Below are 12,751 nucleotides of genomic sequence, written 5' to 3'. Positions count from 1 at the left end.
CCCCTCCCCCGCGAATCAGCCCCACCCCGCGCGCGCAGCACCGCCGGACCACGCGAGCGGAGGAGAATCCGCGACGGGAGGACCGACCGAGGTCCCGGCATCCTCCCCCGCGCCGATCCCCTCCCTTCCGCCCACGCCCCGCCCGGCGATACGGCACCTCCGCGGCACGACCCCCGCCACTGCCGACACACGGGGCGCAAGGGCCATCGCCCGGCCCGCGGCGCGTCCTTACAATGACGCCATGACGGGCGGCCAGCCGGAGTGGGTGATCCGCGAGGACGCGGCGAAGTCGGTGCTGGTCGCGCTGTATCTGCGGCAGGTGCTCGGCATCCGCTCTCCCGAGGAGCTCCCGGCCCTGCGGCGCGTGCCCCCGCCGGTCGTCCGCAATGAGACGGATGCCGCGCACGCGCAGCTCGAGCGCGAGTGGCGCGGCTTCTGGGCGATGACCGTCGAACCGCAGGCGCACCCGTCGCCCGTCCCCCTGGAACTCGTCGACGGCTTCGAAGGCCTCATCGCGCTACCCGTGGACGGCGCGGACGCGCTGCGCGAGGCCATCACCGCGCACGCCGACGACGCGGTCGACTTCGCCCGGCTCGCGCATGATCGCTATGCGCGGGAGTCGGCGGCGCGCCCCGGGGTGTCGTACCGCGCCTACGCCAGCGCTATCGCGGCCCACGAACGGGCGGTGGGCCGGCGGGCGCATTCGTTCGAGCTGAACGTGCAGGTGCTGCCGCTCACGCAGCGCGGCGTGTGGTGGATCGGATCGCTGACGGTGGCGGTGACCGATGGCCTGCGCAGCGACGTCGTGGCCTTCGACTCCGCGATCCACCCGATCATCGCGGAGCTGGCCTGAGGTTCAGACCTCGTACTGCTCGTGATCGACCGTGACCTGGCGGGTGCGGCGGCCGAGCACCCGCTCGAACACCAGCGCGACGATCGCGCCGAGGGCGACGCCGGCGACGACGCAGATGAGCGCTGTGAAGCCGAACACCTGCAACTCGGAGTACACGACCTGCGTATAGGGGCTGATGTCGGATCCGTCGATCACGACCGTGAGCAGCAGAGCGACGAGGATGCCGAGGGAGGCGCCCGCCGCGAGGAACACGCCGTACTTCGGCGCGCGGCGGACGGTCGCGGTCTCGTAATCGTCGCGGACGTACACCGGTCGTTGAGGGGCGGGCTGCTCGGCCATAGGCCTATTCTCCCACCGCAGGGGTCGGAACGGGTCGTGACCTTTCGGCGTCGAGGCAGGCGCGATGGGGCAGGCGCCGACGGCGGCTCAGGCCCGGGCGCCGCCCGGGGGCGCGGTCGAACTGCGCACGATGAGCTGCGAAGGCAGCACGGTGTCGTCGGTCGGCGCGGTGCCGACCATCGCCTGCAGCAGCAGGTCGACGGCCAGGGCGCCCGAGCGCGCGATGGGCATGCGCACCGTCGTCAGGCTCGGCGTGACGGCGCCGGCGAGCTCGATGTCGTCGATGCCGACGATGCTGATGTCGTCGGGGCACACGCGGCCGAGCTCGGCCATGCCCGCCTCGAGCCCGAGCGCGACGAGGTCGTTGTAGGCGATGACGGCGCTCGCGCCGCTGGCCACCGCAGCGGCCGCCCCCGCTCGGCCGCCCTGGATGGATGCCGCGTGGTGGCTGAGCCGGGTCAGGCGGATGCCGAAGCGCTCGCACGCGCGGAGCACGGCGTCGGCGCGCTGCTCGTCGGCCCACGAGCCGTGCGGGCCGGACGCGTACGCGACGTGGTCGTGACCGAGGGCCGACAGATGCTCGACGGCCTGCGTCGGTCCTCGCTCGGCATCCATCACCACGCACAATGCGCCGGGCAGGACCCGGTTGATGACGACGTGCGGGGTGTCGCCGACCAGGGCGAGCACCTCGGCTTCGGGAAGGCGCGGGGAGCACAGCACCAGTCCGTCGGTGCGGCACCCGAGCTCGATGGCTTCGCGCTCGCGGCGCAGGTCTTCGTCGGCGTCGAACAGCACGATGCGGTGCCGGCCATGCCACGCCTGCCCCTGGATCGCCTTGAGGAGGGTCGCGTACACGGGGTTCGCGGCATCCGGGACCACCACCGCGATCGTGCGGGTGCCGGTCGCCACCTGGGGCGTCGCGTAGCCGAGCTCGACCGCGGACTTGCGCACGCGTTCGAGCGTGGCCGGCGCGAGTCGGTCGGGCTCGCCGAAGGCGCGCGATGCGGTCGCGATCGACACGCCCGCGTGCCGAGCCACCTCTGTGAGGTTCGCCGCCATCTCCGCCTCCCGTCGCCGTGTCTCCATCATCCTTCATCGCCTCGTGTAAACACTTGACAAGTTTGTACAAACTAACGCACACTGTTTTCATGCCGATCATCGACGATCCCCGCAGCGCGCGCCCCGCCGCATCCGACGGAGCCCGCGCATGACCGCCCACCTCAGCCGTCACACGCCGACGTCCGTTGCCGCGCCGACGCCGCCCGTGGCCGCCGGCATCGTGCACCTCGGGCTCGGCAGCTTCCACCGCGCGCATCAGGCCGTCTACACGGCCGCGGCGCTGCGTGCCGCCGGGGGCGACTGGGGCATCGTGGGCGTCGCCTCGCGATCGCGTCGCATCGTCGACGCCCTGCACGCGCAGGACCACCTCTACGCCGTCGCCACGATCTCGCCCGAGACCACCTCGCTCGAGGTCCCGGGCGTGCACACCGACTCCTACGTCGCCGCCGACGATCCGGCGCGGGTGGTCGCCGATCTCGCCGACCCGCGCATCCGCATCGCCACGCTCACCGTGACCGAGAACGGCTACAGCTACTCGCCCTCGACCCAGCGCCTCGACGTCGGCGATCCCGTCGTCGCCGCCGACCTGCGCGGAGGCGACCCGCGCTCGACCATCGGGCAGCTCGCCCGGGGCCTGCAGCGCCGCGCCGCGACGGGCGGGGAGCCGCTGTCGATCCTCAGCTGCGACAACCTGCTGTCGAACGGATCGCACACCGAGAAGCTCGTGCGCGCGTTCCTGCAGGAGCTTCCGGATGCCGAGGGCGCCGACGCTCTCGCCTACCTCGACCGCGCGGTGAGCTTCCCCTCCAGCATGGTCGACCGCATCGTCCCCTCGACGACGCCGGAGTTCACCGACCGGGTCGCGGCGCTACTGGGCGTGCGCGACGACGCACCGGTCCCCGCGGAGCCGTTCACGATGTGGGCGATCGAGGACCGCTTCGCCGGCGGCCGCCCCGCGTGGGAGGCCGGCGGCGCCGTCTTCACCGACGAGGTCGGCGCCTACGAGCAGCTGAAGGTGCGCCTGCTCAACGGCACGCACTCGCTCATCGCCTACCTCGGCGCCCTGCGCGGTGTTCCGACGATCCCGGACGCCATCGCCCTAGCCGACATCGAGGCCGCTGCCGCGGCCGTGCTGCGCCACGAGTACGAGCCGTCGGTCACCGCCCCCGCGGGCGTCGACGTCGAGCAGTACGAGCGGGAGCTGTTCGCCCGCTGGGGCAACAGCGCGCTCGGCCATCGCACCAGCCAGGTCGGCTCCGACGGGTCGGTCAAGCTCGGCCAGCGCATCCCCGGTCCGGTCGTGCACGCGCTCGACACCGGGGACTTCCCGCACCTCATCGCCCTCACGGTCGCTGCCTACCTCGCCTGCATCGCCCCGCCCGCCGGCTTCGACCCGGGCCCGCACGCGGCGGCGATGACCGACCCCGCCCGCGAACGCCTCACCGCGGGGGCCACCCGCGGCGGCCGCGACCTGGCCGCTCGCGCCATCGTCGACCTGCACCTGTTCGGCGAGGACCTCGCCCATCGCACGGCCTTCGTCGACCGGGTCGGCGATCTGCTCGACACCATCGTGCAGCGCGGCGTCGACAGCGCGATCGCCGATGCCCTCGCGGCATCCCGAGCCCTGGCGACCACCACCCCCTGACCACCCTGCGCCGACACGGCGCGAGAACACGAAGGAGACGCGATGAAGCTTCTCGCGATCCACGGCGCGGAAGACCTCCGCTGGGAAGACCACCCCGCCCCCGAACCCGGTGCGGGCGAGGTGCGGCTGCGCGTGCGCTACGTCGGCATCTGCGGCTCCGACCTGCACTACTACTTCCACGGCAAGAACGGCGAGTATGCGGTGCGCGAGCCGCTCACCCCCGGCCACGAGCTGTCGGCCGAGGTCGACCTCGACCCCTCCGGCCGCCTCGCGCCGGGTACGCCCGTCACCGTGCACCCCGCGCGCTTCGGGCCGTCGGTGCCGGGCCTCGAGGAGCGCCCGCACCTTCGGACGGGCGGCGACTACCTCGGCAGCGCCGCCGGCTTCCCGCACCGCCAGGGCGGGGCGGCCGAACTGCTCGTCGTCGAGGAGCACATGGTGCGCGTGCTGCCCGAGGGCCTTCCGCTCGAGCGCGCCGCACTCGCCGAGCCCCTCGCCGTCGCGATCCACGCGGTCGGCCTCCCGGGCGATCTGACCGGCAAGCGCGCCCTCGTCATCGGCGCAGGTCCCATCGGTCTGCTCGTCGTCGCCGCCGCGGTCAACGCGGGTGCCGCGGTGGTCGGTGCGAGCGATGTCCGCCCCGAACCGCTCGAGCGGGCGCGGTCGCTCGGCGCGGCCGAGACCTTCCTCGTCGACACCGACACGATCGACCCCGAGTCGTTCGACGTCGTCTTCGAGTGCTCCGGCGTCGGCGTCGCCCTCACCCAGGCCGTGCGCGCCGCCCGTCGCGCCGGCACCGTCGTGCAGGTCGGCATGTTCCCCGACGCCGAGATCGGCGTGAACCTCGCCCCGATGCTCGCCAAGGAGCTGACGCTTCGAGGTGCGTTCCGCTTCTCGACCGAGATCGACGACGCGATCTCCCTCCTGGCATCCACCGATGCCCTCGACGCGGTCGTGTCGCACGTCGTCCCCGCCACCGACGCCGCGGCCGCGTTCGCCACGGCGCGCGACTCCTCGGCATCCGCCAAGGTCCTCCTCTCCCTTTGACACCCGACACATCATCACTACGAAGGAGTAATCCGATGAGCAGCTCTTCCGCCCCCGGCGTCGACGCCTCGACGTCGCCGCCCGTCGCCAAACGATCGGTCGGCGACCTCGCCCGCGCCGCCGTCTCGGGCTGGCTCGGCACCGCGCTGGAGTTCATGGACTTCCAGCTCTACTCGCTCGCCGCGGCCCTCGTCTTCAGCCAGATCTTCTTCGCCGGAGGGGATGCCGCGATGGCGGTCGTCCTCGCGATGGCGACCTACGGCGTGGGGTACGTGGCCCGCCCGGTCGGTGCGTTCTTCTTCGCCCGCATCGGCGACAAGATCGGCCGCAAGCAGGTGCTGTTCTACACGATCCTGCTCATGGGGGCCGCGACCACGCTGATCGGTGTGCTGCCCACGTACGAGCAGGTCGGCATCCTGGCCCCGATCCTCCTCGTCATCCTGCGCCTGGCGCAGGGTTTCGGCGCGGGAGCCGAGATCTCGGGCGCGGGCGTCATGCTCGCCGAGTACGCCCCCGACAACCGTCGCGGCGTCGTCGCCTCGCTGGTCGCCCTCGGCACCAACTGCGGCACGCTGTTCGCCTCGGGTATCTGGGCGATCCTGCTCGCCGTGATGATGGAGAGCGACGTCATCGCGTGGGGCTGGCGCATCCCGTTCATCGGCAGCGCCGTCATCATGCTCTTCGCCCTGTGGGTGCGCTTCAACCTCAAGGAGAGCCCGGTCTTCGAAGAGCGCACCGACGTCGTCGACGGCAAGGCTCTCTCGCGCGCCGAACTGCAGAAGGTGGCGACCGAGACCAACGACATCCGCACGCTCGAGTCGCTGCAGAAGAAGCCTCTGAAGGCCGTTCTCGTGTCGTTCTTCCTCCGTTTCGGTCAGGCCGGCAACTCCGGCCTCGTGCAGACCTACCTCATCTCGTTCATCACGATCACCCTCGCCATCTCCAAGGAGGTCGGTCCCGAGATCGTCATCGTGTCGTCGCTGATCGGCTTCATCACGATCCCGCTCGTCGGCTTCCTCGGCGATAAGTTCGGCCGCCGTCGGATGTACATCGTGATGTCGGCCCTGTCGCTGCTGCTCATCGTCCCGACCCTGCTGCTGATCAACTCGCGCGAAGTCGGCTGGATCTTCGTCGGCTACGCGCTCATCCACAACATCTCGGTGCTGGGTCTGGCATCCATGGAGAACATCTCGATCCCCGAGATCTTCGGTGCCCGTAACCGCTACACCCTCACCGCGGTCGTGCGTGAGATCGCGGCCATCATCGCCACGGGCATCGGCCCGGTCGTCGCCGCCGCCTGGGTGGCCGCCGCGACCGGCAGCATCGTGCCGATCATGGTGCTCATGGGCATCTTCACGGCCTCGGCGCTGGTCGCCGCGATCGTGGCGCCCGAGTGGACCGGTCGCGACCTGACCGACCCGCGCGCCGCGATGTGAACCGCGGGGCTCGACGCCCCGCACCCCGGGCGGGCCCGTGACGGCGGACCCGCCCGGCATCCTTCTCCGCTCCTTGGACGGCCACGATCCCCCGCGCGCCCTCCCCTTCGACCAGAAAGTCCCCCATGAGCATCGCCTCCGTCGACGTCATCGTCACCAGCCCCGGCCGCAACTTCGTCACCCTGAAGGTCACCACCAGCGACGGCGTCGTCGGCTGGGGGGATGCCACCCTCAACGGCCGCGAGCTGTCGGTCGCGTCGTACCTCTCCGACCACCTCGCCTCGATGCTGGTCGGCCGCGACGAGGACCGCATCGAAGACACCTGGCAGTACCTCTACCGGGGCGCCTACTGGCGTCGCGGGCCGGTGACCATGGCCGCGATCGCCGCCGTCGACATGGCGCTCTGGGACATCAAGGCCAAGAAGGCCGGGATGCCGCTATACCAGCTGCTGGGAGGAGCGAGCCGCGACGGCGTGCGCGTCTACGCCCACGCCTCGGGCACCGACTTCGCCGCCCTCTCGAACGCGATCGCCGGATACCGCGAGCTCGGCTTCACCGCCGTGCGCGTGCAGACCGGCGTCCCCGGCCTCGGTCAGATCTACGGCGTCTCGGCCGCCGGTCCGGGCGTGCGCTACGACTACGAGCCCGCCAAGCGCTCGGGCGACCGCCCCGCCGAGGAGCAGTGGGACACGCGTCAGTACCTGAACCACATGCCCGGGGTGTTCGCGAAGATCCGCGAGGAGTTCGGCACCGACCTGCGCCTCCTGCACGACGGTCACCACCGCATGTCGCCCATCGAGGCCGCGCGGTTCGCGAAAGACGTCGAGCCGTACGACCTGTTCTGGCTCGAGGACGCCACCCCCGGCGAGGATCAGACGGCGCTGCGCCTCATCCGCCAGCACTCCACGACCCCGCTCGCCATCGGCGAGGTGTTCAACACCGTCTACGACTATCAGACGCTCATCACCGAGCGCCTGATCGATTACGTGCGTTCGGCCGTGACCCACACCGGCGGCATCACGGCGATGAAGAAGCTGCTCGACTTCGCCGCGATCTACGGCATCCGCTCCGGCATCCACGGCCCCACCGACATCTCGCCCGTCGGCATGGCGGCGGCCCTGCACCTGGACCTGGCGATCCACAACTTCGGCATCCAGGAGTACATGCCGCACAACGAGCAGACGCTCGAGGTGTTCCGGACCTCCTTCACCTTCGACAAGGGCTTCCTGCACCCGGGCGATCAGCCCGGTCTCGGCGTCGAGCTCGACGAGGACGCGGCGAGCGCGTTCGAGTACACGAAGGCCTACCTGCCGGTGAACCGTCTGCTCGATGGGACCGTCCATGACTGGTGAGCTGCCCGCCCGCACGCTGTCGTCGAAGCTCGTCGTTGTCGCCCGGGCCTCCGCGGCCGCGGACTACAAGTCGGTGCTCGGCGCCCTCGCTCAGGCGGGCGTGCAGAGCGTCGAGCTGACGCTCACGACGCCCGGCACCTTCGACGCCTTCGCCGCGCTGCGATCGTCGTTCGACGGCGATCTCGGCATCGGCACCGTCACCACCCTCGACCAGCTCGAGCGCGCGATCGAGGTCGGCGCCGACTACGTCGTGACGCCGATCACCTCTTCCGCATTGGTGGAGCGGGCGGTGGCGGCCGGCATGCCGATCATCCCCGGCGGGATCACTCCGACCGAACTGTTCTCGTCGTGGTCGGCGGGCGCCTCGGCGGTGAAGATCTTCCCGGCCGGCCAGGTCGGTCCCGGCTACCTGAAGGATCTGCGCGGACCGTTCCCCGACATCGCCGTCGTCCCCTCGGGCGGAGTGGATGCCGACAGCGCGGCCGCGTGGCTCGCGGCGGGCGCCGTGGCGGTCAGCGTGGGCGGACCGCTGCTCGGCGACGCGTTCCGCGGTGGCGATCTCGGGGCACTGCGCGAGCGGGCGGGACGGTTCGTTGCGGTGTGCGCGGGGGTCGGGACGTGACCGGGGTGGTCGCGGCTCGTCGCGGCGCCCGACTGCGCCCGGCTCCTCGCAGCGTTGTCACCCCGTCCGCGGCTCGACGTGACGCCGGGGTCACCCGTCCCCCCGCTCGTGGCGCCGGGGTCGCAGAGCACGGTCGGGGAGGCCGCTCATGACCCGCGTCGTCACCTTCGGCGAGACGATGGCGCTCGCCCGCACGACCGAGATCGGCTCGCTGCGGCACGCGTCCGGCCTGACCCTGGGCATCGGCGGGGCAGAGAGCAACGTCGCCGTCGGGCTGCAGCGCCTGGGCGTGAGCACCGCGTGGCTCGGCCGCGTCGGCGACGATCCCCTGGGCGAGCGGATCACGCGCGAGCTCCGCGGCGAAGGCCTCGACGTGCGCGCGATCGTCGACGCCGGCGCGGCCACGGGCCTGATGCTGAAGGAGCGTCCGTCCGCGGCATCCACCGCCGTGCACTACTACCGCCGCGGTTCGGCGGGTTCGCGGCTCGAGCCCGCCGATCTGCCGGCGGGATGGATCGAGGATGCCCGCCTGCTCCACGTCACCGGCATCACCCCGCTGCTCTCCGACACGGCGCGGGCGGCCGTGCTCGACGCCGTCGACCGCGCGCGAGCTGCGGGTGTTCCAGTGAGCTTCGACGTGAACTACCGCTCAGCGCTTGCGGCGTCCGAGGTCGCCGGGCCGATCCTGCGCGAGATCGCCGAGCGCGCGACGCTGGTGTTCGGCGGGGTGGAGGAGCTCGACCTGCTCTCCCCGGATGCCGCGGAGCACCTTCTGGCGCGCGGTGTCGACCAGGTGGTCGTCAAGCGCGGACCCGACGGCGCGGCCGTCTTCACCGCCACCGGGGTGATCAAGGCCGCGGGTTTCGTCATCGACCCGCTCGACACCGTCGGCGCGGGCGACGCCTTCGTCGCCGGATACCTCAGCGCGCACCTCGAGGGCCTCGACACCGCTGACACCCTCGTGCGCGCCAACGCCTGCGGCGCGATGGCCTGCCTCGTGCCGGGCGACTGGGAAGCGGCCCCCACCCGCCGCGATCTCGAGCGGTTCCTCGCCGGCGGCGGCGACCCGGTCCGCCGCTGACGCGGGCCTTTCGACGCGCCACAGCGAGGACGCAGTCGTTCGCCGAGACCGTACCCGTTCGGCCGCGATCGGATGCGGTCTCGGCAAGCGAGTGCGGTTTCGACGAACGGCTGCCACCAGACCGGCCGATAGCGCACGTGTGATTCGACGCTCCGGCTCGGCGGTCGCCGCCGAAGCTACGGCCGCAGCGGCAGCAGCGCGCTGAGATCGGCGCGGACACCGGATGCCACGATGCGGCCCGCAGTCACGGCATCCGCCCATTGCTCCTGACCGGTGGCGACGGCGATCCAGGTGGCGGCGTCGGTCTCGACGACGTTGGGCGGGGTGCCACGCGTGTGGCGCGGGCCCTCGATGACCTGCACGGCGCCGAAGGGCGGCACGCGCATCTCGACCGAGTTGCCCGGCGCCTTCTCCACGAGCAGCTGCAGCAGATAGCGCACGGCGGTGGCGGTCGCCGGACGCGGGGCGTCACCCGCGGCCACGGCGGCGAGAGCGGCGCGGCCGTCTCCGGTCTCGATGCGGCGGGGAGGCATGGCATCCACGCTACCCGCGGGCTGCGGCTCGACGACCCGCCGGACGCAACGCAGGAGATCCGCTCCGTTCACCGCACCCCGGGGCGGGAGCTGCTCGAGCGACCGACGGAATTCCTGCGTTGTGTACGGACCCGCGGCAACGTGAGGTTGGCTCGGGCAAATGGCGGCGACCCGAAGCCGTGGCCCGGTTGGACACAACGCAGGAATTTCGCCGCCCCGCCGCACGCCGGACGCCGGAACAACCCCGGGCCCGGACGGAAACACCTGCGTTGTGTCCGACGCCGGAGGCCCGATCCCGTGGTCGGTAGGCTAAGCCGGTGAGAATCCTGGTCCTCGGTTCGGGCGCGCGCGAGCACGCCATCATCCTCGCCCTCCGCAGCGAAGCGGAGACGCACGCGATCTTCGCCGCCCCTGGCAACGCCGGCATCGCCCGCGAGGCCCACCTGGTCGACCTCGATCCGCTCGACCCGAACGCCGTGCTCGAATTCGCCAAGGCCGAGGCCGTCGACCTGGTCGTCGTCGGCCCCGAGGCCCCGCTGGTCGCCGGCGTCGCCGACCCACTGCGCGCCCACGGCATCCCCGTGTTCGGTCCGGGCAAGGCCGCCGCCCAGCTCGAGGGCTCGAAAACCTATGCCAAGCGCATCATGGATGCCGCGGGCGTGCCCACCGGACGCTCCGCGCGCGCGCACGACGTGGCATCCGTCGAGGAGGCGCTCGACGCCTACGGCGCCCCCTACGTCGTGAAGGCCGACGGCCTGGCCGCGGGCAAGGGCGTCATCGTCACCTCCGACCGTGACGCCGCGATCGCCCACGCCGAGACCTATCTGCCGACCGGCGCCGTGCTGATCGAGGAGTTCCTCTCGGGCCCCGAGGTGTCACTGTTCTTCCTCAGCGACGGCGACCACGTCGCTCCGTTCAGCCCCGCGCAGGACTTCAAGCGCCTCCGCGACGGCGACGACGGCCCGAACACCGGCGGTATGGGCGCGTACTCTCCGCTGCCGTGGCTGAGCGAGCGGTTCGGCGGCGAAGACGAGTTCGTCGCGCAGGTGACGCGCGAGATCGCGGAGCCCGTCATCAAGCAGATGGATGCCGAGGGCACCCCGTTCATCGGACTCCTCTACGCCGGGCTCATCCTCACCGAGCAGGGCGTCAAGGTCATCGAGTTCAACGCCCGCTTCGGCGACCCCGAGACGCAGGTCGTGCTCCCCCGCCTCGTCGACCCGCTGTCGCGTCTGCTGCTGGCGGCGGCATCCGGCACCCTCGAAGACGAGCCGCGTCCGGCCTTCGCCGACGCCACGGCCGTCACCGTCGTGCTCGCGAGCGAGGGCTACCCCGAAGCCCCGGTCACCGGCCGCGTTCTCACGGGCATCGACGAGGCCGAAGAGGTCGACGGCGTGCACGTCGCCCACGCCGCGACGGCGCTGCGCGACGGCCAGCTCGTCGCCACCGGGGGGCGTGTGCTCAGCGTCGTCGCCACGGGCACCACCTTCGCCGAGGCGCGCACCGCCGCGTACGCGGGGCTCGATCGCATCGGCCTGGACGGCGGGCAGTTCCGCACCGACATCGCCGCCCGGGTAGCGCTGAGCTAGTCGCTGCGTCGCCCCGGCCGCTCGCGGTGGTGGACCCGGCCTCGCCCTAGGAGCGGCCTCCCGCGGCCCCGGCAACCACGCCCCCGCACCGCGCACCCCGCGAAGCCCCCGCACCCCCGCCTCCCCAACACCCCCGGCATCCCCAACCCTGGCCCCACCCCCGCTCGCGCCGCTAACGTGGCGGCCATGGTCGATAGGGATGCCATGGCACGCGGCCGCGAGGTGTTCGACCCGATCGCGGCGCGTGCGTGCGGGCTGCCCGGCGTCGACATCGGCCGGATGTTCGGTACCGAAGGCCTGCGGATCCGCGGGAAGGTCTTCGCCTTCGTGGTGCACAACGGCTCCCTCGTGGTGAAGCTGCATGAGCGACGGGTCGGCGAGCTGATCGGTGAGGGCGTCGGCGCCCCCATGGTCATGCGCGGCAGGCCGATGCGCGAGTGGGCGGAGATCCCGCTCGACGCCGGGGCGGACCGCTGGATGCAGCTCATCGACGAGGCGCGCGTCTTCGTCGACTCGATCACGCCGTAGCCTCGACCGGTGCCGACCCCCGCCGCTGCGTACGACGCGCGAGCCGCCGAGTACATCGACCTGCTCGGGTCGATGGCGGCCGTCCACCCCTCCGATCGCCAGCTCGTCGACACGTGGGCGTCGACCCTCACCGGGCCGGTCCTCGACGCGGGATGCGGACCGGGCCACTGGACCGCTCACCTGGCCGCTCGGGGCCTCGACGCGCGCGGCGTCGACCTCGTGCCGCGGTTCATCGCGCATGCGACGGCGGCGCATCCCGGCATCCCTTTCCGCCTCGGCAGCATCGACGATCTCCAGGAGACACCCGCATCGCTCGGTGGCATCCTGTCGTGGTTCTCGACCATCCATCACGACCCCGCCTCGATCGAGACACCACTCCGCGAGTTCGCCCGCGTCGTGCGGCCGGGCGGCGGTCTGCTGGTCGGCTTCTTCACGGGTTCGAAGGTCGAGGCGTTCGACCACGCCGTCGCCGAAGCCTTTCGCTGGCCGGTTGCGGACCTGCGACGGCGAGTGGATGCCGCGGGCTTCGACGTCGTCGAGACCCGCACGCGAGAGACGCGCGGCGCGCGACCCGTCGACGCGCTGGTGTGCGTGCGCCGGGGGTGATGGCGGCCGGGGCTCCCCATCCGGGACGGATGCCACGACGCCTGGTGGTCGGCCATGAGCC

Annotated in this window: 13 protein-coding genes; 10 read left to right on the top strand and 3 right to left on the bottom strand. The window is 72.0% G+C overall.

Annotated elements, in window-relative coordinates:
* The first annotated feature begins 241 nt into the window (after positions 1 to 241).
* Positions 242 to 853 carry a hypothetical protein gene (locus tag AS029_RS00720; RefSeq protein WP_058230708.1) on the top strand — a complete coding sequence of 204 codons (612 nt, stop codon included), beginning with the start codon at positions 242 to 244 and terminating at the stop codon, positions 851 to 853.
* Positions 854 to 856: 3 nt separating this feature from the next.
* On the opposite strand, the gene AS029_RS00715 is transcribed toward AS029_RS00720, so the two are convergent.
* Both AS029_RS00715 and AS029_RS00710 read right to left on the bottom strand, forming a co-directional pair.
* On the bottom strand, positions 857 to 1,192 hold the full coding sequence (locus AS029_RS00715) for a hypothetical protein (RefSeq protein ID WP_058230707.1): 336 nt from the start codon (positions 1,190 to 1,192) through the stop codon (positions 857 to 859).
* Between the two features lie 87 nt (positions 1,193 to 1,279).
* A complete protein-coding gene (locus AS029_RS00710; protein ID WP_058230706.1) occupies positions 1,280 to 2,251 on the bottom strand; it encodes a LacI family DNA-binding transcriptional regulator in 972 nt (323 codons plus the stop codon).
* Between the two features lie 148 nt (positions 2,252 to 2,399).
* Here AS029_RS00710 and AS029_RS00705 point away from each other — a divergent pair, with 148 nt between their 5' ends.
* From AS029_RS00705 to AS029_RS00680, 6 genes are all read left to right on the top strand, one after another.
* Positions 2,400 to 3,896, top strand: a complete 1,497-nt coding sequence (locus AS029_RS00705) for a mannitol dehydrogenase family protein (protein ID WP_058230705.1) — start codon at positions 2,400 to 2,402, stop codon at positions 3,894 to 3,896.
* Positions 3,897 to 3,938: 42 nt separating this feature from the next.
* Positions 3,939 to 4,943, top strand: coding sequence for a zinc-binding dehydrogenase (locus AS029_RS00700; RefSeq protein WP_058230704.1), 1,005 nt, complete (start codon positions 3,939 to 3,941; stop codon positions 4,941 to 4,943).
* 35 nt (positions 4,944 to 4,978) lie between these two features.
* The gene (locus AS029_RS00695) at positions 4,979 to 6,379 is read left to right on the top strand and encodes an MFS transporter (protein WP_058230703.1); all 1,401 of its coding nucleotides are present in this window, start codon (positions 4,979 to 4,981) and stop codon (positions 6,377 to 6,379) included.
* 125 nt (positions 6,380 to 6,504) lie between these two features.
* On the top strand, positions 6,505 to 7,731 hold the full coding sequence (manD, locus tag AS029_RS00690) for a D-mannonate dehydratase ManD (protein ID WP_058230702.1): 1,227 nt from the start codon (positions 6,505 to 6,507) through the stop codon (positions 7,729 to 7,731).
* Positions 7,721 to 8,353, top strand: a complete 633-nt coding sequence (locus AS029_RS00685; RefSeq protein ID WP_058231159.1) for a bifunctional 4-hydroxy-2-oxoglutarate aldolase/2-dehydro-3-deoxy-phosphogluconate aldolase — start codon at positions 7,721 to 7,723, stop codon at positions 8,351 to 8,353. The genes manD and AS029_RS00685 overlap by 11 nt, the downstream gene beginning before the upstream one ends.
* 148 nt (positions 8,354 to 8,501) lie before the next feature.
* Positions 8,502 to 9,434, top strand: coding sequence for a sugar kinase (locus AS029_RS00680; RefSeq protein ID WP_058230701.1), 933 nt, complete (start codon positions 8,502 to 8,504; stop codon positions 9,432 to 9,434).
* Positions 9,435 to 9,610: 176 nt separating this feature from the next.
* On the opposite strand, the gene AS029_RS00675 is transcribed toward AS029_RS00680, so the two are convergent.
* Entirely contained in the window at positions 9,611 to 9,967 is a 357-nt protein-coding gene (locus tag AS029_RS00675) for a sterol carrier family protein (RefSeq protein ID WP_058230700.1), read from the bottom strand.
* Positions 9,968 to 10,284: 317 nt separating this feature from the next.
* On the opposite strand from AS029_RS00675, the gene purD reads away from it, so the two are divergent.
* The 3 genes from purD (at position 10,285) to AS029_RS00660 (ending at position 12,690) form a co-directional block, all read left to right on the top strand.
* Entirely contained in the window at positions 10,285 to 11,556 is a 1,272-nt protein-coding gene (gene purD / locus AS029_RS00670) for a phosphoribosylamine--glycine ligase (RefSeq protein ID WP_058230699.1), read from the top strand.
* 186 nt (positions 11,557 to 11,742) lie between these two features.
* Positions 11,743 to 12,084 (top strand): hypothetical protein, encoded by a 342-nt coding sequence (locus AS029_RS00665; RefSeq protein WP_058230698.1) that lies wholly within the window; start codon positions 11,743 to 11,745, stop codon positions 12,082 to 12,084.
* Between the two features lie 9 nt (positions 12,085 to 12,093).
* On the top strand, positions 12,094 to 12,690 hold the full coding sequence (locus tag AS029_RS00660) for a class I SAM-dependent methyltransferase (protein ID WP_058230697.1): 597 nt from the start codon (positions 12,094 to 12,096) through the stop codon (positions 12,688 to 12,690).
* The last annotated feature ends 61 nt before the right edge of the window (positions 12,691 to 12,751 follow it).

Source organism: Microbacterium enclense (genome assembly GCF_001456955.1).
Classification (GTDB): Bacteria; Actinomycetota; Actinomycetes; order Actinomycetales; family Microbacteriaceae; genus Microbacterium; species Microbacterium enclense.
This window is presented reverse-complemented; position numbering and strand designations above follow the sequence as displayed.